The 26,383-nt window shown below is 70.0% G+C and carries 21 protein-coding genes and 2 pseudogenes; 12 read left to right on the top strand and 11 right to left on the bottom strand.

The features are described 5' to 3' along the window. Positions 1 to 10 precede the first annotated feature (10 nt). A complete protein-coding gene (locus G3I56_RS35530) occupies positions 11 to 355 on the bottom strand; it encodes a GNAT family N-acetyltransferase (RefSeq protein ID WP_164416382.1) in 345 nt (114 codons plus the stop codon). 59 nt (positions 356 to 414) lie between these two features. Next, positions 415 to 834, bottom strand: a complete 420-nt coding sequence (gene panD, locus G3I56_RS35535; protein WP_006381152.1) for an aspartate 1-decarboxylase — start codon at positions 832 to 834, stop codon at positions 415 to 417. Between the two features lie 442 nt (positions 835 to 1,276). Between panD and G3I56_RS35540 the strand changes: the two genes are divergently transcribed. After that, a complete protein-coding gene (locus G3I56_RS35540) occupies positions 1,277 to 2,962 on the top strand; it encodes a TROVE domain-containing protein (RefSeq protein WP_164416384.1) in 1,686 nt (561 codons plus the stop codon). A gap of 182 nt (positions 2,963 to 3,144) precedes the next feature. Here the strand turns inward: G3I56_RS35540 and G3I56_RS35545 are convergent, their stop codons facing one another. The 4 genes and pseudogenes from G3I56_RS35545 to G3I56_RS35560 form a co-directional block, all read right to left on the bottom strand. Then, positions 3,145 to 3,627 (bottom strand): SRPBCC family protein, encoded by a 483-nt coding sequence (locus tag G3I56_RS35545; protein ID WP_164416432.1) that lies wholly within the window; start codon positions 3,625 to 3,627, stop codon positions 3,145 to 3,147. Between the two features lie 71 nt (positions 3,628 to 3,698). Then, positions 3,699 to 3,978, bottom strand: a pseudogene (locus G3I56_RS35550) (3-oxoacyl-ACP synthase); the annotation flags it as partial. Positions 3,979 to 4,007: 29 nt separating this feature from the next. Continuing rightward, positions 4,008 to 4,583: an MMPL family transporter gene (locus G3I56_RS44885; RefSeq protein WP_164416386.1), complete on the bottom strand. Its 576-nt coding sequence runs from the start codon at positions 4,581 to 4,583 to the stop codon at positions 4,008 to 4,010. Between the two features lie 163 nt (positions 4,584 to 4,746). Continuing rightward, on the bottom strand, positions 4,747 to 6,636 hold the full coding sequence (locus tag G3I56_RS35560; RefSeq protein ID WP_203691457.1) for an ABC transporter ATP-binding protein: 1,890 nt from the start codon (positions 6,634 to 6,636) through the stop codon (positions 4,747 to 4,749). A 155-nt stretch (positions 6,637 to 6,791) separates the two neighbouring features. On the opposite strand from G3I56_RS35560, the gene G3I56_RS35565 reads away from it, so the two are divergent. The 3 genes from G3I56_RS35565 (at position 6,792) to G3I56_RS35575 (ending at position 10,371) form a co-directional block, all read left to right on the top strand. Next, positions 6,792 to 7,754 (top strand): lysylphosphatidylglycerol synthase transmembrane domain-containing protein, encoded by a 963-nt coding sequence (locus G3I56_RS35565; RefSeq protein WP_164416390.1) that lies wholly within the window; start codon positions 6,792 to 6,794, stop codon positions 7,752 to 7,754. Between the two features lie 56 nt (positions 7,755 to 7,810). Beyond that, entirely contained in the window at positions 7,811 to 9,010 is a 1,200-nt protein-coding gene (locus G3I56_RS35570; RefSeq protein WP_164416392.1) for a GTP-binding protein, read from the top strand. 209 nt (positions 9,011 to 9,219) lie between these two features. Beyond that, complete coding sequence (locus G3I56_RS35575; protein ID WP_164416394.1) at positions 9,220 to 10,371, top strand: mechanosensitive ion channel family protein; 1,152 nt, start codon at positions 9,220 to 9,222, stop codon at positions 10,369 to 10,371. A gap of 28 nt (positions 10,372 to 10,399) precedes the next feature. On the opposite strand, the gene G3I56_RS35580 is transcribed toward G3I56_RS35575, so the two are convergent. Continuing rightward, positions 10,400 to 11,965 (bottom strand): M1 family metallopeptidase, encoded by a 1,566-nt coding sequence (locus tag G3I56_RS35580; RefSeq protein WP_164416396.1) that lies wholly within the window; start codon positions 11,963 to 11,965, stop codon positions 10,400 to 10,402. Between the two features lie 274 nt (positions 11,966 to 12,239). Here G3I56_RS35580 and G3I56_RS35585 point away from each other — a divergent pair, with 274 nt between their 5' ends. Beyond that, on the top strand, positions 12,240 to 14,459 hold the full coding sequence (locus G3I56_RS35585) for an NADP-dependent isocitrate dehydrogenase (RefSeq protein ID WP_164416398.1): 2,220 nt from the start codon (positions 12,240 to 12,242) through the stop codon (positions 14,457 to 14,459). 157 nt (positions 14,460 to 14,616) lie between these two features. Here the strand turns inward: G3I56_RS35585 and G3I56_RS35590 are convergent, their stop codons facing one another. After that, positions 14,617 to 15,387, bottom strand: coding sequence for an FCD domain-containing protein (locus tag G3I56_RS35590; protein WP_343240149.1), 771 nt, complete (start codon positions 15,385 to 15,387; stop codon positions 14,617 to 14,619). 265 nt (positions 15,388 to 15,652) lie between these two features. Between G3I56_RS35590 and G3I56_RS35595 the strand changes: the two genes are divergently transcribed. From G3I56_RS35595 to G3I56_RS35620, 6 genes are all read left to right on the top strand, one after another. Then, on the top strand, positions 15,653 to 16,549 hold the full coding sequence (locus tag G3I56_RS35595; protein WP_164416400.1) for a proline iminopeptidase-family hydrolase: 897 nt from the start codon (positions 15,653 to 15,655) through the stop codon (positions 16,547 to 16,549). A gap of 72 nt (positions 16,550 to 16,621) precedes the next feature. After that, a complete protein-coding gene (locus G3I56_RS35600; RefSeq protein ID WP_164416402.1) occupies positions 16,622 to 18,355 on the top strand; it encodes an ABC transporter substrate-binding protein in 1,734 nt (577 codons plus the stop codon). Next, a complete protein-coding gene (locus G3I56_RS35605; RefSeq protein WP_164416404.1) occupies positions 18,352 to 19,383 on the top strand; it encodes an ABC transporter permease in 1,032 nt (343 codons plus the stop codon). Before G3I56_RS35600 ends, G3I56_RS35605 begins: the two co-directional genes overlap by 4 nt. Positions 19,384 to 19,387: 4 nt before the next feature. Next, positions 19,388 to 20,356 (top strand): ABC transporter permease, encoded by a 969-nt coding sequence (locus G3I56_RS35610; RefSeq protein WP_164416406.1) that lies wholly within the window; start codon positions 19,388 to 19,390, stop codon positions 20,354 to 20,356. After that, positions 20,349 to 21,383 carry an ABC transporter ATP-binding protein gene (locus tag G3I56_RS35615; protein ID WP_164416408.1) on the top strand — a complete coding sequence of 345 codons (1,035 nt, stop codon included), beginning with the start codon at positions 20,349 to 20,351 and terminating at the stop codon, positions 21,381 to 21,383. Before G3I56_RS35610 ends, G3I56_RS35615 begins: the two co-directional genes overlap by 8 nt. Beyond that, positions 21,380 to 22,408, top strand: coding sequence for an oligopeptide/dipeptide ABC transporter ATP-binding protein (locus tag G3I56_RS35620; protein ID WP_343240150.1), 1,029 nt, complete (start codon positions 21,380 to 21,382; stop codon positions 22,406 to 22,408). The genes G3I56_RS35615 and G3I56_RS35620 overlap by 4 nt, the downstream gene beginning before the upstream one ends. Before the next feature lie 57 nt (positions 22,409 to 22,465). On the opposite strand, the gene G3I56_RS35625 is transcribed toward G3I56_RS35620, so the two are convergent. Genes G3I56_RS35625 through G3I56_RS35635 form a run of 3 tightly spaced genes read right to left on the bottom strand, consistent with a single transcriptional unit; the run spans position 22,466 to position 25,208 of the window. After that, positions 22,466 to 23,083 (bottom strand): hypothetical protein, encoded by a 618-nt coding sequence (locus tag G3I56_RS35625; protein WP_164416410.1) that lies wholly within the window; start codon positions 23,081 to 23,083, stop codon positions 22,466 to 22,468. Next, entirely contained in the window at positions 23,080 to 23,724 is a 645-nt protein-coding gene (locus G3I56_RS35630) for a sigma-70 family RNA polymerase sigma factor (protein WP_164416412.1), read from the bottom strand. Before G3I56_RS35630 ends, G3I56_RS35625 begins: the two co-directional genes overlap by 4 nt. A gap of 41 nt (positions 23,725 to 23,765) precedes the next feature. Then, entirely contained in the window at positions 23,766 to 25,208 is a 1,443-nt protein-coding gene (locus tag G3I56_RS35635) for a S8/S53 family peptidase (protein ID WP_164416414.1), read from the bottom strand. 174 nt (positions 25,209 to 25,382) lie between these two features. Between G3I56_RS35635 and G3I56_RS35640 the strand changes: the two are divergent. Further along, positions 25,383 to 26,383: pseudogene (locus tag G3I56_RS35640) on the top strand (CHAT domain-containing protein); the annotation flags it as partial.

Here is a 26,383-nt window from a genome sequence, read left to right on the forward strand (position 1 = left end):
TTCTCGGACGTCAGAAGCGGTCAGGGTTCGCTACGAGCCACTCCTTGGCCTCGCGGAGAAGTTCGGGGTCCGCCGCCGGGGCCTCGGCGGGGTGACGCTCGGCCCACTTCACGACGTACGGGCACAGCGGGGCCACGACGATGCCCTCACGGGCCGCCATGAGGTAGAGCTCGCGGGCCAGTGAGCCCGCGATGCCCTTTCCCTCATGCTCCGGCTCGACGATCGTGTGGACCGGGACCAGGGCGCGTCCCCGTGCGGCCAGCACGAAGTACTGGATGTGGCCGACGACCTCCCCCGCCAGTACCGCCTCCAGACGGCCTGCCGTCCGGTCGTCGCGGATCTCGATGTCGCTCATGGACACACTCCTCATCGGGTCCTCGGGTCACCGGCCGGGTGGGTCGGCTCGCCGGAGGGTCAGACCGTGACCGCCTGCGGGCTGCGCTCCTGGTCCGACCCCGGCACCGGCTCGGCCGGGTCTGCGCCCAGCGCCACGACGCGGTTGCCTTGGTCCACATGAACCACCTTCGGCCGCAACGCCCGCGCCTCGGCGTCGGTCACCTGAGCGTAACTGATGATGATCACCAGATCTCCGGGATGGACGAGGTGGGCCGCCGCCCCGTTGATCCCGACGACACCGGACCCGCGCTCGCCCTCGATGACGTACGTCTCCAGCCGTGCGCCGTTGGTGATGTCGACGATGTGCACGAGCTCGCCGGGCAGCAGGTCGGCGGCGTCGAGGAGGTCGGCGTCGATGGTCACGGAGCCGACGTAGTGCAGGTCGGCCTGGGTGACGGTGGCACGGTGGATCTTGGACTTGAACATGGTGCGCAGCATTTTGGACTCCTGGAAGTCGGCTCCCTGCCTGCTTTCTGCAGGTCAAGGGCGGCGCTCACGGTACACCGGCACGCGCCGGACTCGAAGACCTGAGGAATATCGGTTCGCTCCGAGGAGACGCCGTGCCACCGACTTGCCGGCCACTGCGGGGCTCTGCGACAAGAGGGAACAGCACCTGCACGCTTCTCAGGCCGGGATCGCCGGCAGTCAGATCGTCCCGTGGGGCCGTCACCCCTCCCTTCACCTCCTTCCGGACGGACCGGAGCGAATTTATTCGCGTGCGCCCGCTCGCCTCACCGACTAGCGTGCCTGTTCGACGCCTTCCGATGCGCTGTGCCCCGGTTACTTCCTGACGAGACGCAACACCACCCCGGTGCCACTACTGATCTCGGAAGGCGTCCCTCTTTCTTTCTTCAAGGACGTCTCCCAAGGGACCTTCTGCATGCCCAATTTCAACCGTCAGCGGGCCAAGTCCGAAGCCAGGAACGAGATCCAGGCGGAAATACCGGGCCTGACCGCAGGCGGAGCGACGTCGTCGCTCTCCACCCACGGCCGGTGGCCGCTCCCGCCGGCCACCACCACACGACCCCTGCGGCACCCCGGCGCCCTCCGGCTCCACAGCCGCACCCACCAGGGCGGCGCCGGCTACGCCCGCACCCCGAAGGCGGAGCTCTTCCTGCTGGCCATGGCCAACATGGTTGGCCACCACAGCTTCTACGAGGACGCCACCGCCCGCGACGCGCGCTACGAGCAACTGGTGCGCACGCTCGCCGTCAGCGACCCCGAGTGGACCCTCGGGCTGCTGCGCTGGCTGCGCACCGAGGCCCACATGCGCACCGCCTCCCTGGTGGGCGCGGCCGAGTTCGTGCGGGCCAGGCTGGACGCCGAGGCCGTCGGCTTCTCCCGGCAGGCCGTGTCCACCGTGCTCCAACGGGCCGATGAACCCGGCGAGTTGATCGCCTACTGGACCGCCAGATACGGGCGCAGGCTCCCGCAGCCGCTCAAGCGCGGGATCGCCGACGCCGTACGACGCCTCTACACCGGGCGCGCTCTCCTCAAGTACGACACCGCCTCGCGCGCCTACCGCTTCGGCGACGTCATCGAACTCACCCACCCCGCACCCGACCCCCAACGACCTTGGCAGGGCGGCCTGTTCAGGTACGCGATCGACCGCCGCCACCGCCCCGGCCGTGCCCTGCCTCCCCCCGGCGAGACCCTGCTCGCCGCACACCGGGAGTTGCTGGCCGTACCGGTGGAGCGGCGGCACGCCCTGGTCACCGCACGCGGCGGCGCCGAGCGGCTGAACTCGGCCGGAATGACCTGGGAGTCGGTGGCAGGCTGGCTGCAGGGACCGCTCGACGCGGCGGTGTGGGAGGCCCTGGTCCCCTCGATGGGCGCGATGGCCCTCGTACGCAACCTGCGCAACCTCGACCTGGCCGGCGTGAGCGACCGGGTTGCCGCCGAGGTGGCCGCACGGATCTCCGATCCGGACGAGGTGCGCCGCTCCCGCCAGTTCCCCTTCCGCTATCTCGCCGCACACCGCAACGCGCCCTCACGCCGCTGGGAGGAAGCCCTGGAGACGGCCCTCGGGCACTCCCTCACCAACGTCCCCGAACTGCCCGGGCGCACGCTGGTCCTGGTGGACCGGTCGGGTTCGATGTTCGACCGGCCCAGCGAGCACACCCAGCTCAACCGGGCGGATTCCGCGGCCATTTTCGGTACGGCACTGGCACTGCGGGCCGAGCGGGCCGACCTGGTCGAGTTCGGGACCGACAGCCGTCACGTCGAACTCGCCCCGGGCGAGCCCGTACTGCGCGTCCTGGACCGCTTCCACGACCTCGGCGGCACCAACACGGCCGCGGCGCTCAGGCGGCACTACGACCGGCACGACCGAGTGGTCGTGGTGACCGACGAACAGACCGGGCCGACCGGGTGGTCCAACCCGCTCCAGACGGTCCCCGTTCGTATCCCCTTCTACACCTGGAACCTGGCCGGCTACTCCCCGGCCCACGCCCCGTCCGGCCCGCACCGCCACACCTTCGGCGGCCTGAGCGACGCCGCGTTCCGGCTGATCCCGCTCATAGAGGCCGGCCGGGACGCCAACTGGCCGTGGGAGACGGGCACGTAGGCACAGTCGGCCGTGGCGTGCGCCGCAGGTCGGATCGGTTGTCCTGCGCCACGGCTGCGTACATGTCGACCTCGCCACGTACGAGGGCGCGTCCTCCGCCGACCTGTGGAGTACGCGCCCGTGGCGGCCGAGCCGGCGGGGGCACGCGATGGCGGCGGCTGCCGGGCCTCTTCCTCACTTCCTCACTGTTCCAGCGACGCCTTCAACCGCCCCAGGGTCGCCCGCATCCCCGCGGTGTTCGCCTTGTGCCGTACCGCCGGCTTGGTGCCCGTGAAGAATCCGAGCAGTTCGGCCGGCCGGCCCTTGCGTCCCCTGCGCAGGTCCTCCCAGTACTCGGTGACCCGGGTGCCGTCCTCCTCGGCCGCGAAGCGGTAGCCCCAGAGCGCGATCGGCAGGCCGAAGCTGGTGACGCGGAAGGCGAAGTCGCGGCCCTCCTCGGCGCGGACGACACGGCAGTCGGTGAACCAGAGCCAGAGGCCCTTGCGGTTGAAGCCGGTGAACCTGGTGCCCTGCGTGACCGGACCACGGGAGTGCACCCAGACCCCGATGCACTCCGGGGAGAACGTGCCCATCTTCCGTACATCGCTGATCGTGCGGTAGGTCCGCTCGGGAGTGGCGTGCACCAGCACGCTCTCCTCGACCTGCCATCTGCGTTCCTCGGACACGTCCCACGACTCCCGTTCGCTCGCTGTCAGGCCTTGTTGAAGACGAGTACGGCGTTCTGGCCGCCGAACCCTCAGGAGTTGCTCACCGTGACCTCGACCGGCAGCTGTGTGACCGACCACCCCCTTGATGGATGTTACCGCCGGGTGTTGTCCGACGACCCTGCGGATCACGCGTGCCTCGGCCCCGTCGTTGAGCGGCGTGGAGGTGCCGTGCGCCTTGACGTGAGTGACGTCCGCGCCGGTGACTCCGGCGTCCGACAGGGCGCTGCGGACGGCGAGTTCGGCACCGGCGCCCTGTGGGTCGGGTGCCGTGGCGTGGTGGGCGTCGGACGAGGCTCCGTATCCGCTGACCATGGTCCCTGTCCGGGCGCCGGAGGGGATCACGAAGAGGGCCGGTTCAGGGTTCGACCGTCGGAGCGGTGGCACGGGAGGGCGACCACTGGCGCCGCACCTCCCAGCCGCCACCTTTTGAAGCCAGGCTCCCCGCCCGCGTCGATGCGGTTCAAGGGCTGTTTCTTCACGCGCGCCGGGTGGCGTGTACGCCGGACCGCGAGGGATGCAGGGCGTGTACGCCACGGCTCCGACCCCGTGCTGCACGGTGCGGAGGCGGTCGGCACCGGCGGCCGTACGGTGATCAACAGCACCGCTGCGGCCGGCGCGATGCCGATGATCTCGGCCACGCCACTGGGCCCGCCTCCGCTGTCCGTCGCGTCGCCGCCGGCCTCGACGGTCAGGCCCGCGTCCCGCGCCCGGTCTGCGGCCTTCTCCAGGGCCGTGCGGCTGGCGTCGGTGACATCGGCGGCCTTCACCTTGTAGGTGACGGTGGCGTACGCCATCGACGCGTTCTCGCTGACCGCACCCAGGCCCACGCAGACCGGCACGCCCACCCACAGGAGGACGACGTACCAGCGCCGCCGGAAGGACAGACGGCCCAGTCGATACAGGAAAGCAGCCACGGCAGGGAACCTCACCTCGGGTCGGACGTACCTGCCAAGGCTGTCCCGGAGAGGGCCTTCCGGTCGTCGTCCCGCTGGTGTCGACCCGCCCTACCGGAACGGGAGGAGCATTGACAGGAACCGCAGTATGTCCGTGCCGTCTTCGAGGGCCGTTCCCCCGCGCCTACACGGCCTCCGTCACCTCTGTCCGCTCGCCGGGCCGCTGCGCGAACTGCGTCCGGTACAGCTCCGCGTACCGCCCGTCCAGGGCCAGCAGTTCGTCGTGCGTGCCGCGTTCCTGGATCTGTCCGGCCTCGATCACGAGGATCAGGTCGGCCGCCCGGATCGTGGACAGGCGGTGGGCGATCACCACTGCCGTGCGGTCGGACAGGGCCTCCGCCAGGGCCTCCTGGACCGCCGCCTCCGAGGTGTTGTCCAGGTGGGCCGTCGCCTCGTCGAGGATGACGACGCGCTGGCGGGCCAGCAGCAGCCGGGCGATGGTCATGCGCTGACGTTCCCCGCCGGAGAGACGGTAGCCGCGCTCACCGACCACCGTGTCGAGACCGTCGGGCAGCTCGCGGACCAGGTCGTCGAGGCGGGCCCGGCTCAGCGCTGCCCACAGCTCGTCGTCCGTCGCCGTGGGGCGGGCCAGCACCAGGTTGGCGCGAACGGAGTCGTGGAAGAGGTGGCCGTCCTGGGTGACCATGCCGAGGGTCGCTCGCAGGGAGGCGGCGCTCAGGTCGCGGACGTCGACACCGCCGATGCGTACTGCGCCCTCGTCGGTGTCGTACAGGCGAGGCAGGAGTTGTCCGATGGTCGACTTTCCGGCGCCGGAGGTGCCCACGAGGGCGATCGTCTGGCCGGGTTCGGCGCGGAAACTGACTCCGTGGAGGACCTCCGTGCCGCCCCTGGTGTCAAGTGCGGCCACCTCCTCCAGGGAGGCGAGGGAGACGCGGTCGGCGGCGGGGTAAGCGAAGCGGACGTTGTCGAACTCCACCGCGACCGGACCCTCGGGAACCTCGCGGGCATCCGGTTTCTCCTCGATGAGGGGCTTCAGGTCGAGCACCTCGAAGACGCGCTCGAAGCTCACCAGGGCGCTCATCACCTCGACGCGCGCCCCTGCGAGCGACGTGAGCGGCGCGTACATCCGGGTCAGGAGCAGGGCGAGTGAGACGACCGCGCCCGGTTCCAGGCTGCCGCGCAGCGCGAACCAGCCGCCGAGCCCGTACACCAGGGCCAGCGCCAGAGCCGACACCAGAGTGAGGGCGGTGATGAAGACCGACTGCGCGAGGGCCGTCCGTACGCCGATGTCGCGTACCCGGCGGGCGCGGGCCGCGAACTGGGCGGACTCCTCGTCGGGCCGTCCGAAGAGCTTGACGAGGGTGGCGCCGGGGGCCGAGAAACGCTCGGTCATCCGGGTGCCCATCGACGCGTTGAGGTCGGCGGCCTCGCGCTGGAGTCTGGCCATCCGGCTGCCCATCCGCCGGGCGGGGATCACGAACACCGGCAGCAGCACCAGGGCGAGCAGGGTGATCTGCCAGGACAGGGTGAGCATCACGGCGAGCGTGAGCACCAGGGTGACCAGATTGCTCACCACACCGGACAGGGTGTTGCTGAACGCGCGCTGCGCGCCGATGACGTCGTTGTTGAGCCGGGACACCAGCGCTCCCGTACGGGTGCGGGTGAAGAACGCGACCGGCATGCGCTGCACATGATCGAACACAGCCGTCCGCAGATCGAGGATCAGCCCCTCCCCGAGCGTCGACGAGAGCCAGCGGCCGAGGATCCCGAGGACCGCCTCGGCCACCGCGATGACCGCGATGAGCAGCGCGAACCGAATGACAGTGCTCTCGTCGCCCCCCGACACGATCGTGTCGACGACGCGGCCCGCGAGGACGGGGGTCGCAACGGCGAGCAGCGCGGTGAGCACGCTCAGGACGACGAAGCGGATGATGCGGCGGCGGTGCGGGCGTGCGAACTCCGCGATGCGGCGCAACGTGGCGCGGGCGAAGGGGCGCCGGTCCTGCTGGGAATTCATGACGCTGTGCAACTGCATCCAGGCCGTGGTCTCCATACTCATGCTGTGACCGTACGACCTCAAGCGACCTTGAGGTCAAGGACGGCAAAAGGCGTGCGCACCATGCTCCCTCGTGCCGTTGCCCGACGCGTCGACCGGTGGCCGTGCGCCCGCAACCCGGTGTTGGTGCGGTACGGAGAACCTCTCCGGTTGTGACAGCGGTTCTCCCTCCCCCGGTCCGGCACCGGCGCATACCGGTGCGGCAGGTCCTGTGCCTGCTCCCGCTCCTTCTGGTCGCCGTGGTCGCGGTGCGCCACCGGCAGGTGCTTGCCGACGGCTTCGGCCAGCTGGCGACGGCCAAGTGGCCCTGGCTGCTGGCCGCGGCCGGGGCGACCTGCCTGACCTGGGTGGCCGCCGCCGTCAGCCGGCAGGGAGCCGTCGTCGAGCGGCTGCCCAGGCTGCGGCTGCTCGCCACGCAGTTCGCGGCCGGTTCGGCCAACCACCTGCTGCCGACGGGGCTCGGCGCGGGCGCGGTCAATCTGCGCTTCATGACGGTGTGCGGTCTGCCGCTGGCTCGTTCCTCGGCGGCGCTCGCCCTGTATCTGCTCGCGGAGGTCGTCGGCCGGCTGGGCCTACTGGCCGCCCTGCTGATCGCGTTTCCGCATGCCCTGCGGCTCGGCAGTCTCGTTCCCGGCACAGCGCTCGGCCCGCTGCTCGTCGGCATCTGTGTGGTGCTGCCGGCGGCGGTCGGCGCGCTGGTGTGCGTACGGCGGCTGCGCACGACCGCCGTCTCCTTCCTTCGCACGGCGCTCGGCGAGGCCCGTTCCGTGCACATGCGGCCGTCCCGGGCGCTGGCGCTGTGGGGCGGTTCGCTGGCGTTCCCGGCGTTGCAGGCAGCCGGACTGGCCGCGGTGGGGACGGCGTTGCGGCTGCCGGTGCCGGCCTGGCACGTGGCACTCGCGTACCTCGCCGCGACGGTCGCCGTCGCGCTGATCCCCACGCCCGGCGGCATCGGCTCCGTCGAGGCGGCGCTGATCGTGGCCCTCGTCGCGGTGGGCGGGCCGGTGGCCGTCGCGACGGCGGTGGTGCTCGCGTTCCGGATCATCACCGTCTGGGTGCCGCTGCTGCCGGGGGCGTTGACGCTGGGTGCGCTGGTGCGGCTGAAGGTGATCTGAAGCCGTCCCGACAGTCGCTTGTGAAAATGGTTTCCAATAAGCTAGCGTCCGGAGGCATGCCCACCACTTCCACCGACCCCCGCCTGCCCGTGACCGTGCTCTCCGGCTTCCTCGGCGCCGGAAAGACGACGCTGCTCAACCACGTTCTCGGCAACCGTCAGGGCCTGCGGGTCGCGGTCATCGTGAACGACATGAGTGAGATCAACATCGACGCATCCCTCGTCCGGGACGGTGGCACCCTCTCCCGCACGGAGGAGCGGCTGGTCGAGATGACCAACGGCTGCATCTGCTGCACCCTCCGCGATGACCTCCTGGAGGAGGTCGACAAGCTGGCCCGCGCGGGCCGCTTCGACTACCTGCTCATCGAATCGTCCGGAATCTCCGAGCCCATGCCCGTCGCCGCGACCTTCGCCTTCGCCCGTGACGACGGCGCGAGCCTGCTGGACGTCTCGCGTCTGGACACCATGGTCACGGTCGTGGACGCGGTGAACTTCCTCCCGGAACTGGACCGCGGCGACGACCTGCTGGAACGCGGGATCACCCCGGTCGAGGGCGACGAACGCACGGTGAGCGATCTCCTCATCGACCAGATCGAGTTCGCCGACGTCATCCTCCTCAACAAGACGGACCTGGTCCCCGAGGAGACGGCCGACCGGCTGGAGGCGACCCTGCGACGCCTCAACCCGGCCGCCCGCATCCACCGCACCGTCCGCGGCACGATCGACCCGGCCGAACTCCTCGGCACGGGCCTGTTCGACTTGGAGAAGGCCGAACAGGCGCCGGGCTGGGTGGCCGAGTTGAACGGGGACCACGTACCGGAGACCGAGGAGTACGGCATCTCCTCGCTCGTGCTGCGCGACCCGCGCCCCTTCCATCCGGGCCGTCTCTGGGACCTGCTCACCGGTCCGCTCGACGCGGGCCACTTCGGCCAAGTCCTGCGTTCCAAGGGGTTCTTCACCCTCGCCTCCCGCCCCGGCACCACGGGCCTGTGGTCGCAGGCGGGCTCGGTGGCCCGCTTCGAGCCGATCGCCTCAGGTGGGGCCATGGATGCCGAATCCCCCGTACAGGGGCAGGAGTTGGTGTTCATCGGCACCGATCTGCGCCGTCAGTCGCTGCGACTGGCGCTGTCGTGCTGCCTGTTGACGGAGGAGGAACTGGCCACGTACGCAGCGGACTTCGTGCACACGGCGTACGAGGACCCCTTCCCCGCGTGGGAGGTGCACCCGGCGGACGTCTGCGACGCGCTCCCCGTCTGAGCTGCTCAATGGCGGGTTTGCCACTGCTCGGTGACGATCGGTCGGCCGGATGCGGCAGGATGAGCGGTCGCCGGATGTCGTACAGACGTCCGGTCATTGATCGCGTATCCAGGACTTTTCGCACACTCGAACAGGTGGCAAGTGACGAGACTTCACATCCGGCCGTCGGTGGCGCGGGGCGCCGCGGAACCACTCCTCGGAGGTGAGCGGTGAAGCGAGACCTCACCGTGGACGATCTGGTCGTCGCGGGCATCGCCCTCGCCGTGGGCCTGCTGGCGGCCTTCCTGCTGCGCATGCTGCTGCGCTGGCTGGGCCGGCATGCGGACCGCACCCGCTGGAGCGGGGACGACGTCATCGTGGACGCGGTACGTACGGTGGTGCCGTGGTCGGCGTTCACCGGGGGCGTGGCGGTCGCCGCCGCGGCGCTGCCGTTGACGAGAACCGTCGGGCACAACGTCAACCAGACACTGACCGTGCTTTTGATCGGCGTCACGACGCTCACGGTGGCCAGAGTGGTCGCCCGTCTGATGAGTGCCGTCACCCAGTCCCGGTCGGCGGTCGCCGGCTCGGCGACGATCTTTGTCAACATCATCCGGGCCGTCATCCTGGCCCTGGGTTTCCTGGTCGTGCTCCAGACGCTGGGCGTCTCCATAGCGCCGATGCTCACCGCCCTGGGAGTCGGCGGTCTGGCCGTCGCTCTCGCCCTCCAGGACACTCTCGCCAACCTCTTCGCGGGTATCCACATCCTCGCCTCGAAGACCGTCCAGCCCGGTGACTACATCAAGCTGAGCAGCGGCGAGGAGGGCTACGTCGTCGACATCAACTGGCGTCAGACGACAATCCGCCAGCTCTCCAACAACCTGGTCATCATCCCGAACGGGCAGCTCGCCGGGACGAACATGACCAACTTCAACCGCCCGGAGCAGATGCTGACGATCCTGGTCCAGGTCGGCGTCGCCTACGACAGCGACCTGGAGCAGGTCGAGCGGGTCACCTGCGAGGTCGTCGCCGAGGTGATGACGGAGATCACCGGCGCCGTCCCGGAGCACGAGCCGCTGGTGCGCTTCCACACCTTCGGCGACTCACGGATCGGCTTCACGGTGATCCTGGGGGTCGGCGAGTTCAGCGACCAGTTCCGGATCAAGCACGAGTTCATCAAGCGCCTGCACAAGCGCTACCGGTCGGAGGGCATCAGCATCCCTGCGCCCGCGCGGACGGTGGCCCTGCAGCAGGGCGCGGTGGTCATTCCGCAGCAGCGGGGCGGCCGTACGGAACCCGACCTGGGGCTCGGCGTCGAGCAGGGCGGACCGGCGTCCACCCTGCTCGACAGACTTGACCAACTCAACAAACTCGACAGATGAGACCCAGGTCCCAGCCGGCGGACTCGGCTCAGAGGGTCGCCGAGTTGTCGTGATGGCCGGCCGTGCGGTTCTGCGGCGCGACCAGTGACGTGGTCACCGGGGTGACCGTCCAGTCCGGGTGATTGGGCATCCGCGGTGTCGTCGTGCCGTACAGCCAGTCCCGCAGGAAGCCGGAGAGATCCTGGCCGGCGATCTCGGAGGCGACCGAGATGTAGTTCTCGGTCGTCGCCGAGGCGTTGCGGTAGCGGTCGAGGAAGGTGCGCTCGATCGCGCCGAAAGTGGCCTCGCCGACGAACTCGCGCAGCGCGTAGAGGACGAGGACGCCGCCCAGATAGCGCTGGCTGTCGAACAGGTTGGCCTCGTTGGGGGCCGCGACCGGTCCGGAGGTGCGGCGCCACTGGTCGCCGCGCGCGTACGTGTTCTTCATACGCGCTTCCATGGTGGTCAGGCCGAGGGAGTCGGTCCAGCCGCGCTCGTAGCGGTAGAGCAGTCCGTAGAAGTCGGCATGGCCCTCGTTGAGCCACAGGTCGGCCCAGGTGCCGGGGCTGACGCTGTTGCCGAAGTAGGAGTGGACCAGCTCGTGCATCATGTGCGAGCCGATGAACCTCTCCGCCTGGAGCAGGTAGTTCGGCTTGTAGAGCGTGAGGGTCTGCGTCTCCAGGCCCGTGAAGTCGAAGGCGGCCGGGTCGTCGGAGTTGCACGGCAGCAGACCGTACGTCTCGAACGGGTAGGCCCCGAGCCGCTGTTCGAGCCACGTCACCAGGCCCGGGGTGAGCGCCAGCGCCGGTTCGAGGGCCTCGGCGCGCGCGACCGGGACGACGTCCCGCAGCGGCAGCCCGTTCGGGCCCTGCCGGTCCTTCACCACGTAGTCGCCGACGGTTATCTGGACGAGCTCGGTGGCGATCGGCGAGCGCGAGCGGTAGGAGTACGCGGTCCGGTCACCGTCCAGGGTCTCCGTGCGCACGAGGGTGCCGCTCGCGACTCCGCGCAGGGTGCTCGGCACGGTGATCCGGAACGTGAAGTCGGCCTTGTCGACCGGGTGGTCGTTGCACGGGAAGACGGTGTGCGCGGAGTTGGGCTGCGGGCACACCGCGAAGCCGTCGGTGGTGGGGACCCAGGCGGTGTGGGTCAGGGCGCGGCGCGGGTCGGCGCCGTACTCGACGCAGATGGTCGTCCGGGTCTGTGCCGGCAGCGTCCGGGAGGGCGTGATCCGCAGTTTCTCGTCGACCAGCTCGTACGTGGCCGCACGGCCGCCGACGCGGACGGAGCGGATGTCCAGGCCGAGGGCGTCGAGGGAGAGGCGGCTCAGGTCCTGGGTGGTGCGGATGCGCAGCGTCGCCGTGCCGTCGACCAGCTTGGTCGTGGCGTCGTACGCGAGGTCGAGGTGGTAGGCGTCGACGCGGTAGCCGTCGTTGCCGAGACTCGGGTAGACGGGGTCACCGAGGGTCTCGGGGCCCGGGGCTGCGGCGTCTTTCACGGAAGCCGTTCCGGACGTCCCCCCGGACGCCGCGTGGGCGGCGGGGGCCAGGGTGGTGGCCGCCGCCGTACCGAGCAGGGCTGCCGCAGGGGCCGTCAGTCTGGTGCGATATCTCATGGGTCGCTTTCACTCGGGCGCCCGGGTGGTCAGGTCCGGCCGTCGATCAGGTGCGGGGTCTACCCCCTAGACCACAAGATCGGCCGAGTCGGTTGCCTGAATCCGTACGGAATTTCGACCGGGTTCCGTACCGGATCCGATCGGTTTCCGTACCGGCCCGTGTCGAGTTCCGTACCGGTCCGTGTCGAGTTCCGTGCGGACCCCTGTCGAGTGAGAGCCGAGCAGGAGATATCTTGATGTCGAGCAATGTTGCAGACGTGGAGCGGAGCACCCGGTGACTGACTCGACCATCATCTACACGCACACTGACGAGGCGCCCGCACTGGCGACCCACTCGTTCCTGCCCGTGATCCAGGCGTACGCCTCGCAGGCCGGGGTGAACGTCGAGACCCGGGACATCTCGCTGGCCGGCCGCATCATCGCCGTCTTCCCCGAGTTCCTGGAGGAGGGCCAGCGCATCGCGGACGCCCTCGCCGAGCTCGGTGAGCTGGCGAAGACGCCCGAGGCGAACATCATCAAGCTGCCGAACGTGTCGGCCTCGATCCCGCAGCTCAAGGTGGCGGTCGCCGAGCTGCAGAGCCAGGGCTACGCACTGCCGGACTACCCGGACGACCCGAAGTCGGACGCGGAGCGCGACATCCGCGCCCGCTACGACAAGATCAAGGGTTCCGCCGTGAACCCGGTGCTGCGCGAGGGCAACTCCGACCGTCGCGCCCCCGCCTCAGTCAAGAACTACGCCAAGAACCACCCGCACCGCATGGGCGCCTGGACCTCGGAGTCCAAGACGAACGTGGCGACCATGGGCGCGGACGACTTCCGCTCCACCGAGAAGTCCGCGGTGATCTCCGAGGCCGGCTCGCTGCGCATCGAGCTGCTGGGCGAGGACGGCTCGACCAGCGTCCTGCGCGAGTCCGTACCCGTCCTCGCGGACGAGGTCGTCGACGCCTCCGTCCTGCACGTCGCCGCGCTGCGCGAGTTCCTCACCGCGCAGATCGCCCGCGCCAAGGCCGAGGGTGTGCTGTTCTCCGTGCACCTCAAGGCCACGATGATGAAGGTCTCGGACCCGATCGTCTTCGGCCACGTCGTGCGGGCGTTCTTCCCGAAGACGTTCGCGCAGTACGGCGAGACGCTCGCGGCGGCCGGTCTGTCCCCGAACGACGGCCTCGGCGGCATCTACAAGGGCCTGGAGGCGCTGCCCGAGGGCGCCGCGATCAAAGCGTCCTTCGACGCCGAGCTGGCCGAGGGCCCGGCGCTGGCCATGGTCGACTCCGACAAGGGCATCACCAACCTGCACGTCCCGTCCGACGTCATCGTCGACGCCTCGATGCCGGCCATGATCCGCAGCTCCGGCCACATGTGGGGCCCGGACGGCCAGGAGGCCGACACCCTCGCGGTCCTCCCGGACTCCTCGTACGCCGGTGTCTACCAGGTCGCGATCGACGACTGCCGTGCCAACGGCGCCTACGACCCGTCGACCATGGGCTCGGTCCCGAACGTCGGTCTGATGGCGCAGAAGGCCGAGGAGTACGGCAGCCACGACAAGACCTTCGAGATCCCGGCCGCCGGTACGGTCCGTCTCGTCGACCAGGCCGGCAACGTGGTGATCGAGCAGCCGGTCGCCGCCGGTGACATCTTCCGCGCCTGCCAGACCAAGGACGCCCCGATCAGGGACTGGGTGAAGCTGGCCGTCACCCGAGCCCGCGCGACCGGCTCACCGGCCGTGTTCTGGCTGGACGAGACCCGCGCGCACGACGCCAACCTGATCGCCAAGGTCAACGCGTACCTGCCGGAGCACGACACCGAGGGCCTGGACATCCGGATCCTGAACCCGGTCGAGGCGACCAAGCTGTCGGTGGAGCGCATCCGGCGCGGCGAGGACACCATCTCCGTCACCGGCAACGTGCTGCGCGACTACCTGACCGACCTGTTCCCGATCCTGGAGCTGGGCACCAGCGCCAAGATGCTGTCGGTCGTCCCGCTGATGGCGGGCGGCGGCCTGTTCGAGACGGGCGCCGGCGGCTCCGCCCCGAAGCACGTCCAGCAGCTCGTCAAGGAGAACTACCTGCGCTGGGACAGCCTGGGCGAGTTCTTCGCGCTGGCGGCCAGCTTCGAACACCTCGCCACGACCACGGGCAACGCGCGTGCGCAGGTCCTCGCGGACACGCTCGACCGGGCGACGGCGACCTTCCTCAACGAGGACAAGTCGCCGACCCGCCGCGTCGGCGGCATCGACAACCGGGGCAGCCACTTCTTCCTGTCCCTGTACTGGGCGCAGGAGCTGGCGGCGCAGAGCGAGGACGCGGACCTGGCGAAGTCGTTCGCTTCGTTCGCCGAGGCGCTCACCGCCAACGCCGACGCGATTGTCGGAGAGCTGATCGCGGTTCAGGGCAAGCCGGTTGACATCGGCGGGTACTACCAGCCGGACGTCGAGAAGGCGAAGACGGTCATGCGTCCGTCGGCCACGTGGAACTCGACGTTGGCGACTCTCGTATAAGGCGGGTTGTCGGCTGCCGGCCGGTGGGGGCTGGTCGCGCCCCGCGGCGGAGCCGCTGATCGATACAGCCCCGCGCCCCTTGAGGGGCGCGGTTCCGCACCGGAGTTCAAGAGCGCACCGATCGGCCCCCGGGACCCTGCGTCCCGGGGGCCGATTGTCATGAAGGGCCGGCGTTTCTGACTCTCGCCAGTACGTCGCGGATCATGTCCGCGCTGATGGTGAAGTGGTCCCGGGCGATCTTCTCCGCCCGCTCCGGCTCGCCGGCCGCTACCGCCTCGTAGAGGGCCTTGTGGTCCTCGCCGCCGCGGTGGAAGTGGGTGCGTTCACCCCTGCCCCAGGGTTCGACCGGGAAGCCGAGGCTGGCGCGGGCCAGCAGGTCGCGGCTGAGCATGGCGATCTGGGGGTTGTGCGTGGCGTCGCAGATCGCGCGGTGGAAGGCGCTGTCGGCGGCGTGTTCCTCGCGCGGGTCGCGCGCGGACAGGTAGGCGGTCAGGGCGTCGCGCATGGGTACGAGGTCCTCGGGGCGTCGGCGTCGGGCCGCCGTCGCCGCCACCATCCCCTCCACCAGCCCACGCAGGTCGAAGAGCTGCTCGAACTCCGCCCAGCGCGGCACCAGGGTGCGTCGGACGGCCGCGCCGGAGGACTCGGTCCAGCTGTCGCGGACGTAGGCACCGCCGTTGCGGCCCCGGCGGATCTCGATGACACCCACCGCCTGGAGCCGGCCGACCGCCTCACGCACCGTGGGACGGCTCACCCCCAGCAGCGTGATCAGCTCGCGCTCGACCGGCAGCCGCTCGCCCGGCAGGAAGTCGCCCACGGCGATCGCGGTGAGCAGCCGGTCGGAGACCTCGTCGACCGCCGAGGCCACGCGCACCGGGCGCAGTTCGGGCGAGGGGGCACCGCCGCCGGACAGCGCACGGTCGAGCACCCGCGAGAACTCGTCCCCGGCACCTGACCGTTCCGGCCGTTCAGGCAGTTGTGGTGACTCCGATACGGCGGTCAGCGGTCCTCCCCGGTCGGTCGCGGGTTCCGGGCGCGTAAACGCGCAGTTACTTCTGCCGGGCCCCCGCTAAAAGGTCTTAAAAGGTCTTGTGGACTGAGCATTTACCCAAACAGTATGTCAGCCATCCCCGGACACCAATCTTTTTCAGACGCCGACTGGCTTGATTCTGCCCGTCCACGGAGGCTCCTCAGTGGCGATTCCCGAACCGAACCACACCGGGACCATCGACTTCAACGGCTGGTCCACCTGGTACCGCATCACCGGCGAACCCGGCAGGACACCGCTGGTGGTCCTGCACGGCGGCCCCGGCGCCGGTCACGACTACACGCTGCGCATCGCCGGCATCGCCCAGCAGGGCCGCCCGGTGGTGCACTACGACCAGCTCGGTATCGGACGGTCCACCCATCTGCCCGACGAGGGCGCCGACTTCTGGACCGTCCAGCTCTTTCTCGACGAACTCGACAACCTGCTGGGGAAGTTGGGTATCGCAGACGCCTACCACCTGCTCGGCCAGTCGTGGGGCGGCATGCTCGCGGCCGAGCACGCCGTGCGCCGTCCGGCCGGGCTGCGCGGTCTGGTCATCGCCAACTCCCCCGCCTCCATGGAGCTCTGGCTGGCGGGCGCCGCCGAACTCCGCTCCGCGCTCCCGCCCGAGGTCCAGGAGACCCTGCTCGCCCACGAGGCGGCCGGGACCACCGACCACCCCGACTACCACGCCGCCGAGCAGGTCTTCTACGAGCGCCATGTGTGCCGTACGGTCCCTGCACCCGCCGAGGTCCAGGCGACCTGGGACAACATCGCGGCCGACCCGACCGTCTACCACACGATGAACGGGCCGAACGAGTTCCATGTCATCGGGACCATGAAGGACTGGTCGGTCGTCGACCGGCTGCACCTGATCGACGTGCCGACCCTGCTGGTGTCCGGCCGCTACGACGAGGCCACGCCCGACACGCTCCGGCCCTTCGCCGACCTCATCCCCGATGTGCGCTGGCACATGTTCGAGCACTCCAGCCATATGCCGCACGTCGAGGAGGAGGAGCTCTACCTCCGGATCGTCGGCGACTTCCTCGACTCCACCGACTGAGTTCCCGACCCGGTCCCCTCAGCCCTCGCCTCTCTTCACGTTCAACACCCGCTCCATCGACGGGAGTTCCCGATGACCCGGATCACCAGACGTACCGCCCTCGCCGCCGTGACCGCCGCGCTCGCCCTCACCGCGACCGCCTGTTCGTCCTCCGACGACGGCGGCGACGGCACGTCGAACCCGACCTCCACCGCCAACGGCGGCACCGAGTCGGCCGCGTTCCAGCCCGCGCACAAGGGCGGCACGCTGAAGCTGGTCGCCCACGCAGCCGCCGGAACCTTCGATCCGCAGGTCAACTACACGCTCCAGTACTGGCAGTTGTACCAGTCGATGTACGACGGTCTGCTGGCGTTCAAGAAGACCGGCGGGCAGCAGTCGTTCACCGTCGTACCGGATCTGGCGGCGGCCATGCCGGTGGTCAGCAACGGCGGGAAGACGTACACCTTCACACTCCGCAAGGGGATCAAGTTCTCCACCGGGAAGGCGGTGACCACAGACGACGTGGTGGCGTCCTTCCAGCGCATCTTCAAGGTGTCCAGCCCGACCGCGGGCACCTTCTACAACGGGATCGTCGGCGCGGACGCCTGTCTCAAGACCCCGGCGTCCTGCACCCTCGCCAAGGGCGTCGTCGGTGACGCGGCGGCCGGCACGGTCACCGTCAACCTGACGGCGCCGGACCCGGAGTTCCCGTACAAGCTGGCCGTTCCGCACGCGAGCATCGTGCCGAAGGACTCGCCGACGAAGGACGCGGGCACCGAGCCGCTCCCGACGACCGGCCCGTACATGGCGGCCTCGTACGACCCGAACCGGGCGCTCAAGCTGGTCCGCAACCCGTACTTCAAGGAGTGGTCGAGTCAGGCGCAGCCCCAGGCCTACGCCGACAACGTCGACTACACCTTCGGGCAGACCGTCGAGTCCGAGGTGACCGCCGTCCAGAACGGCTCTGCGGACTGGATGTTCGACCCGCCGCCCGCCGACCGGCTGAACGAGATCGGCACACAGTACGCCTCCCAGGCGCACGTCAATCCGCTGACCGCTTTCTGGTACGTCACGCTGAACGTCAACTCGGCCCCGTTCAACAACAAGTTGGCGCGCCAGGCCATCAACTGGGCGGTCGACCGGGACGCGGTGGTCGGGCTGTACGGCGGCAAGAACCTGGCCTCGCCCGCGTGCACGATCCTGCCGCCGGGCTTCCCGGGGCACGTCGACAATTGCCAGTACACCAAGGGCGGCGGGAAGACCTGGTCGGCGCCCGACTTCGCCAAGGCAAAGGCGCTGGTCAAGCAGTCGGGGACGGCCGGGCAGGAGGTCGGCATCGTTGTCAGCGACGACGAGGTCAACAAGTCGATCGGGCAGTACCTGCAGAGCCTGCTGACCCAGCTCGGCTACAAGGCGACCCTCAAGCCGCTGTCCGCGAACATCCAGTTCACGTACATCCAGAACACCAAGAACAAGGTGCAGTTGGCGCTGACGTCCTGGTACCAGGACTATCCGGCCGCCTCCGACTTCCTCAACGTGCTGCTGTCCTGCGCGTCGTTCCACCCGGGCAGCGACTCCAGCATCAACATCGCCGGGTTCTGCGACAAGGGGATCGACGCCCGGATGCAGACCGCGCTGAAGACCGGGCAGACCGACCAGAAGGCCGCCGACCAGCAGTGGGGCACGATCGACCAGGACATCATGGCCCAGTCCCCGGTGGTCCCGGTGATCAACCCGAAGATCATCGACTTCACGTCGAAGCGGGTCGGCAACTACCGGTTCAGCAAGCAGTTCTACATGCTCGTCGGGCAGCTGTGGGTCAAGTGAGCGGCGCAGAAACCCAGTTGGCCTCCCCAACGGCCCGGCGACGCTCGCCGGGCCCCTGGCGGACCGCCGCCGCCGACCTGTTGCGCAACAGGTCGGCGGTGGCCGCGGCCCTCGTGCTGCTCGCCGTCGTCACGGTGACCCTGTTGGCCCCGCTGTACGCCGACCACATCGCGCACAGCGACCCGTTCCAGTCCCATGTCTCCGGGACGACCGTCGTGGGCGGGAAGACCGTGCCGGTGCTCACCCCGAGCAGTACCGGGCTCGGTCTCGGCGTCACGCCCATCGGCCCCACCTGGGACTTCGGCCACTACTTCCTCGGCGCCGACAACCAGGGCCGGGACGTCATGGCCCGACTCCTGTACGGCGGCCGTACCAGTCTGTTCATCGGGGTCACGGCGGCACTGCTGTGCTGTGTCCTCGGTACGGCCGTCGGGGTCCTCGCCGGGTACGCGGGCGGCGTCGTCGACGCGGTCATCTCCCGCGTACTGGACGTCATTTGGGCCTTTCCCGTGTATCTGCTGGCCATCTGTCTGTCCGTCGTCCTGCTCACCGACGGGCTCAGCCTCGGGCCGGTCACCGTGGAAGCCGGGAGCCTGTGGCTGCCGGTCGTGATCATCGCGGCGATCTACGTCCCGTACGTGGCCCGGCCGATGCGCGGGCAGGTGCTGGTGCTGCGGAACAAGGAGTTCATCCAGGCGTCCATCGGGTCGGGCGCGCCCGCGCTGAGGGTGATGCGCCGGGAGGTGCTGCCGAACGTGCTGCCCACCGCGATCGTGTTCCTGCCGCTGATGACCGCGCTGGCGATGCTCACGGAGTCGGCGCTGTCCTTCCTGTCGGTCGGGGTCCAGCCGCCCGACGCCAGTTGGGGCACGATCATCGAGGACGGCCTCGGACTGCTGTACACCCGCCCGACCGTGACCATCGCCCCCGGCCTGCTCATCGCGCTGACGACAGCCGCCCTCAACGTCCTCGGCGACGGGGTGCGCGACGCCCTCGACCCGAACGCCCGACTGCGCGGAGGGATGTGATCCGATGCTGTACTTCGCGCTCCGGCGCTTCCTCTCCGCGCTGCTGGTGATGTTCGCGATCAGTGTGCTGGTGTTCCTGATCTTCTTCGCCACCCCGGGAGTCGACCCCGCCGCCCGGATCGCGGGCCGCAACGCCGACCCGGCCACCCTCGCCCAGGTACGGCACTCCTTCGGCCTCGACCGGCCGCTGCCCGTCCGCTATCTGCTGATGATGCGGCACCTGTTGATCGACCGGGACCTGGAGTCGTTCGTCAACCGCGGCTCGAAGGTCATCCCGCAGATCGTGCAGGCCATGCCGGTGACGCTGTCGCTGGTGATCGGGGCGGCGGTCATCTGGATGACGGTCGGCATCCTCATGGGCACGGTGGCCGCCGCACTGCGCGGCACCGCCGCCGACCCGCTGATCATGCTGGTCGGGGTGGTCGGCGTCTCACTGCCCGCCTACTGGCTCGGCGAGGTCGTCAACCTCCTCACCCAGAAGCGTCTGCACGACTCGGTGTTCTCCTGGGTGCCGCCGCCTGGCTACGTCGAGCTGGGCAAGGATCCCGGTCAGTGGGCGCTGCACCTGCTCTTCCCGTGGCTGACGCTGGCACTGCTGTACGCCGGTATCTACGCCCGGCTGCTGCGCGGCGAGGTCGTCAGCGCGCTCGGCGAGGACTACGTACGCACCGCTCGGGCCAAGGGGCTGTCCGAGCGTCGGATCCTCGTCCGGCACGCGCTGCGCTGCTCGCTCATCCCGATCGTGTCGCTGTTCGGCCTGGACTTCGGCGCGCTGGTGGGCGGCGCGGCCCTGCTCACCGAGGTCGTCTTCGGCCTGCCCGGCGTCGGCAAGCTCACCTTCGACGCGCTGCAGAACCTGGACCTGCCCGTGATCATGGGGACGGTCATGTACGCGGCGTTCTTCGTGGTCCTCGCCAACGCCCTGGTCGACATCCTGTACGCGCGACTCGATCCGAGGGCCCGCCATGCCTGAGCCCATTCTCCCTGAACCTCTTCTCGATGTACGGGATCTACGGATCGCCTTCCGTACCCGCACCGGCACGGTCACGGCCGTCGACGGGCTCTCCTTCTCGGTCGCCCCCGGCGAGATCCTGGGCGTGGTCGGCGAGTCGGGCTCCGGCAAGAGCGTCTCGATGCTGGCCGTGCTGCGGCTGCTGACCAGCCCGAACGTCACCGTGACAGGCAAAGTCCTCTTCCGCGGGCGGGACTTGCTGACTCTCCCCGACAAGGAGATGCGGTCGGTGCGCGGCCGGGAGATCTCGATGGTCTTCCAGGACCCGATGACCGCGCTGACGCCGGTCTACACGGTCGGCTGGCAGATCGCCGAGCAGATCCGGGCTCACGAGAAGGTGTCCAGGAAGGAAGCGCTCGCGCGGGCCGTCGGGCTGCTGTCGGACGTGGGCATCCCGGACGCCGGTTCGCGCGTCCACGCCTACCCGCACGAGTTCTCGGGCGGTATGCGGCAGCGGGCGGTCATCGCGATGGCCCTCGCCTGTGGTCCGGCGCTGCTGATCGCCGACGAGCCGACCACCGCGCTCGATGTGACGATCCAGGCCCAGATCCTCGACCTGATGCGGGAGTTGAACGCGCGTGGTTCGGCGGTCGTGCTCATCACGCACGACATGGGTGTGGTGTCCGAGATCGCCGACCGGGTGCTCGTCATGTACGGCGGGCGGGCGGCCGAGGAGGGCCCGCGCCAGGCCGTGTTCCACGGCCCCCGGCATCCGTACACCTGGGGGCTGCTCGACTCGGTGCCCCGGGTCGGCGGGCCGCGGCTGCGCCGGCTGCCCACCATCGCGGGCCTGCCCGTGTCGCCGGACAGTCTGCCGGAGGGGTGCGCGTTCGCGCCGCGCTGCCCGGCGCGGCACGACCTGTGCGACGAACTCCCGGAACTGAGCGGCGAGTCGGGACACCTCGACGCCTGCTGGCTGCCGGGCGAGGGGCGCGCATCCGCCCGTACGGCGCACTCGACACCGGACGACAGAAAGGCGGCGCCGTGACCACGGACCCGCAGACCGGAACCGGTGACGCCGACGTGCTGTTGCGCGCCACCGACGTCACCAAGCACTACCCCCTGCGCGGCGACTCCCTCACCCGGCGCCGCAAGGTGCTGCGGGCCGTGGACGGGGTCTCGCTGGAGGTGCGCGGGGGTGAGACCCTCGGCATCGTCGGCGAGTCCGGCTGCGGCAAGTCGACGCTCGGCCGCTGTCTGGTTCGGCTCACCGACATCACGGGCGGGCGGGTCGAGTTCGACGGGCAGGACATCACCACGCTGTCCGCGCGCCGGCTGCGTCCCGTACGACCGGGGATGCAGCTCGTCTTCCAGGATCCGCAGGCCTCCCTGAACCCGCGCCGCCGCGCCGGGGACATCGTCGCCGAGCCACTGCTCATCCACCGGTACGGGGATGCCGCCGCCGTCCGGCGCCGGGTGGCCGAACTGTTCGACGTGGTGGGGCTGGCGGCGGCCCATCTGGACCGGTACCCGCACGAGTTCTCCGGCGGCCAGCGTCAACGCATCGGTATCGCCCGGGCGTTGGCGACCTCCCCGAAGCTGATCGTGGCCGACGAACCGGTGTCCGCGCTCGATGTGTCGATCCAGGCGCAGGTGCTGAACCTGTTCGCCGATCTCCAGGACGAGTTCGGGCTGACGTACGTCTTCATCGCGCACGACCTCGGCGTGGTCCGTCATGTCTCGGACCGGATCGCGGTCATGTATCTCGGTGAGATCGTCGAACTCGCCGACACGGAGACGCTGTACGGGGCTCCCGCGCACCCCTACACCGAGGCGCTGATGTCAGCGGTCCCGGAGATCGACGACGGGACCGGCGCCCCGGACGCGCCGCGCCGGGAGCGGATCGTGCTCACCGGGGACGTGCCCAACCCGGTGGCCAAACCGGCCGGTTGCACCTTCCACACGCGGTGTCCGTACGCGCGGGAGGTGTGCGCGGTGGAGCGGCCCCGGCTGGTCAGGGCGGCGGCGGGGAGTGCGGTCGCCTGCCACTACCCGCTGGTGGCGGTGAGTTGACGGCGGCGTTCGGGGGCGGGTCCGCAGCGGATCCGCCCCCGGCAGCCGTGCGTCGCGTCAGACGCGGAGCCACTCCGTCATGACGACCTCCGCGTCCGTCCGCAGCCGGAGCGCGAACGGGCCGCTGACGTGCAGGTCACCGGCGAAGCGGCCCATGTCGTCGGCGGAGAGGGTGGGCGGCGAGGCGAGCTGCGGACCGCTCAGCACCTCGATCCTGGCCTCCTGCGGCGGCAGCACCTGCCCCATCAGACCCTGCGGTGTCACCTCGATGTCGACCGTCAGTTCATCCGTGTGGAAGGTCAGCATGCGGGGTGGGTCCTCAGCGCCTCTGACGGGGATGCCGTGGACGAGCGAGTCGAAGGTCAGCTCGGCCAGTCGGGTGTCGAGCGAGTACAGGGCGTAGGCCTCCACGGCGGTCTGCTGAAGCTGCGCCGGAACCGGATCCATGATCGCGGCGGCCTGGCGAAGCGTCTCTTCCAGGAGGTCGTTGTCCAGCGAGTCGTCGCCCTCTGACTCCGCCAAGTCAGTTGGTTCGGCGTCCAGTTCGTCGTCGAAGCCGTCCGTGCCGTCAGTACCCTCGGTGCCGTTCATCTCGGACGTGTCGTCCCTGTCGTCGGAGTCGTGGGGAACTCGGGGATCGCGGGGTGAACCGTCGTTGTCGTGCGCGTTGTTCACAGCACCCCCCGGGCGGCGAGCCGTACCCGCAGCCGGCGCAGGCAGCGCTGGCGCAGGGGGCCGATGCTGCCGACCGCGATGCCGAGGCCGGCGGAGATCTCCTGGTAGCTCGGTGGCGGCGTGGCCATCAGGATGCGCAGCAACTGCCTGCAGCGGGCGCCGAGTTCCTCGAACTCCTGCCATAACTGCCGGATGCGCTCCGCCTCGGCGGATGCCTCCTCGGACTCGATCACCCGCTGCTCGGGCGTACGGTCGTCGCTGATCCGGTCGAGCAGCTGGGCGTCGTCCGTCGGTGTCATCCGGTGGCTGCTCTTGATGACCTTGAGGCACTCGTGCCGTGCGGTGCTCGCGAGCCACGAACCGGCCTTCTCCGGTTCACGGATACGGCCCAGGTGCTGGGCGAAGCGGAACCAGACGGTCGAGTACACCTCGTGCGCGTCCGCGTCGGACAGCCGGTGGGCGCGCGCCACCGACCACACCAGTGGGCTCAGCCCCTCCACCAGCGCTTTCCAGCCCGCCGCGTCGCCGTCGACGGCGGACTGGACCAACGCGCCGACCGCAGCTCGGTCCACGTCCCCACCCCTCGTGTACGGCCAGTCATCGTACGCCGTGGAAGGGGGTGCTCCACTCGTCCTGCGCATGGTCCTCACTCGATTTGTCCTTGTGCGGAGGCCTGTTGACCTCATATGGCGGGCGGGATGTTCACGACCGGCACCGGGCTCCAGGTGGGCGGGATCAGCGCGGGTACGACCGCGCCCCGGACCTCCGCGAACTCGGTGTTCGCCGCGAGGAGTTGTTGCCGGGCGACACGCGGGTCGGCCTCCTTGTGGGCGGTCATGTGGGCGGCGATCATCGCGGCGACCACCGGGGTGGCGAACGAGGTGCCGCTCCACTGCGCGAACCCCTCGAACACCACCTGGTCCGGGGTGCCCGAGGTCGTCTCGTGGTCCCCCGAGAGCACCCCGAGGTGCTGGGGGTCCTGGCAGGTGCAGGCGTAGGTGAAGTGGTGGCGGCAGGTGCCGTACGTGCTGTGCTGGTAGATGTACGGCACCGGGGCCTGGAATCCGGTGAGCGCGCCGGTGAGACGCTCGCCGGGGGCGTAGACCTTCACCCACGCGCCGTGGTTGGTGAAGCAGGCGCCGAACTCGCCGTCGCTGCGCAGGGCGCCGACGGAGATCACCGACTGGGCGTACTCGGGCTTGTCGGCGTAGGCGGCGGGCCAGAAGGGGGTGGCGCTGGCGTTGTTGCCCGCGGCGGCGACCAGCAGGGTGCGCGGCTGCTCGCGCAAGGCCTCCATGAACGCGGCGAGGCCGAGCAGGCCTTCCGTGCTGCCGTTCGACGTGCCCGCGGACAGGCTGATGATGGCCGGCCAGCCGTCACGCTCGACGGCTTCGAAGAGCTTGTCGCCGAACTCGGACTCCAGGATCGCGCCGGCGTCGTTGAGGGTGTTGCGGGAGACGATGTCCGTGTTGGGGGCGACGGCCGCGACGAGCCCCGAGATGAACGTGCCGTGCCCCGCGTACTGCTGGAGCACTCCGTTCGCGTCGCACTCGTCGATCTGGGGGTCGCCCTGGACGTGGGCCATCGCCGGGTAGGACGCGTAGTCGTTCATGAGGCCGGTGTCGATGACCAGGACGCCGACGGCGCTGTCCGCGTCGTAACCGCTCTCCGCCACCGCCGGGTTGGGTCCCGCGGTGTACGGGACGGGCACGGGCTCGTCGCCGGGGCAGGCGTTGACGGGGGCGATGTGCACCACGTGGTTGCGGCTGACCAGACGGCGCCCCGCGTTGCCCTCCGTCTGCCTGAGCGCGCGCAGCGCGCCCGCCACCGCGCGGTCGCCACGCCGGTCGCCCTCGGCCGGGTCGCCGACCCGGATCCGGGTGATGCCCGACCGGTTGGTCTCCGGGCTCGCCCGGCGCACGTCGTCGGCGATCAGGCCGGCGGACGCGGTGAAGTGCGCGCGCACGGCGTCCTCGACGATCCGCGCCTCCTCGCCGTCGCGGGCGAGGACGACGCCCTTCTCGTAGATGAACTCGGCGGCGTCGTCCGGCCCCATCGCCAGTTCGACGCCGGGCATGGAGCGCTGGATCTGGTCGAACTGCTCCTGGAAACGCTGAGGTGCCATGGAATGTCCCCCCTTGAACCGATCCCCTGTTGCCTCTATTGAGAGCCACCGCACGGCCGCGTGATACAGGGGCCGCAACACGTTCGTTGATACAGGGATCGATCAGGGATGGACAGCGAGTTATCCATGGCCAAACCTGTGTGACACGGGGCGCGGAGCACTACCATCCGTTGGGTGACAGCGGGAAGCGACACGGTTCTCGAACTACTGCCGATGGTGTTCGCCCGCCCGAAGGACGCCCTCGCGCGCGCGGAGAACGTTCTCGGCAGCGATCCGACACCGTTGCACGCCTCGGTCGCCCACCAGGTGATCGGTCTGTGGCAGCGGGACTTCGGCGACATGCGTGTCGCCCTGCGTCACCTGCGGCGCGCCCGCGATCTCGCGGCGGACGCCGGGTCGGCGGAGCGCGAGGCGGACGTCCTCGGCACACTCGGCGTGGCACTGGTCCACGCGGGCCGTACCCGGCAGGGCCTGGAGGCGTTCGAGCAGGGCGTCGACCGGGGTACGGGGCATACCCGCGCGCGCGTGCTGTACCGGCGGGCGTACGCGTGGTGGGTGCTGGGGCATCATCGCGAGGCGCTGGAGGACGTACGGCGGGCCATTCCCGTGCTGCGGCAGGCGGACGACACCATCTGGACGGCGCGGGCGCTGACCCTGCGGGCCACCGTGCATCTGGCGCTCGGCCGGCCCGAGCGGGCCGACGCCGACTTCACCGCCGCCGAAGAACTGTGGGACACCACCGGCCAGGAACACGACAAAGCCGACGTCGTGGAGAGCCGGGCGCTGGCCGCGTACCGGGCGGGTGACATCCCGGCGGCGCTGCGCCTGTTCGACGAGGCGGCCGAGCGGTACGACCGGCTGGGCACGCCGATCTTCATGTTCTACATCCGCCGCTGCGAAGTGCTGATGGCCGCCGGGCTGGCCCGCGAGGCGGTCGCGGAGGCCGACGCGGCGCTCGGTGTGCTCGACGGCATCGGCGGGCAGAGCACCCGCAAGGCGGAGCTGCTGCTGACGGCCGCGAAGGCCGCCCGGCTCGCGGACGATCCGCACACCGCGATCGCCCGCGCGGCCGTGGCCGTACGCCTGTTCGCCGGGCAGCGGCGCAGCTGGTGGGAGGTGCACGCCCGGCTGGTGCTGCTGGAGGCGCGGGTCGCGACCGGGCGGACCTCGGGCCG

The sequence above is a fragment of the Streptomyces sp. SID12488 genome (genome assembly GCF_010548275.1).
Classification (GTDB): Bacteria; Actinomycetota; Actinomycetes; order Streptomycetales; family Streptomycetaceae; genus Streptomyces.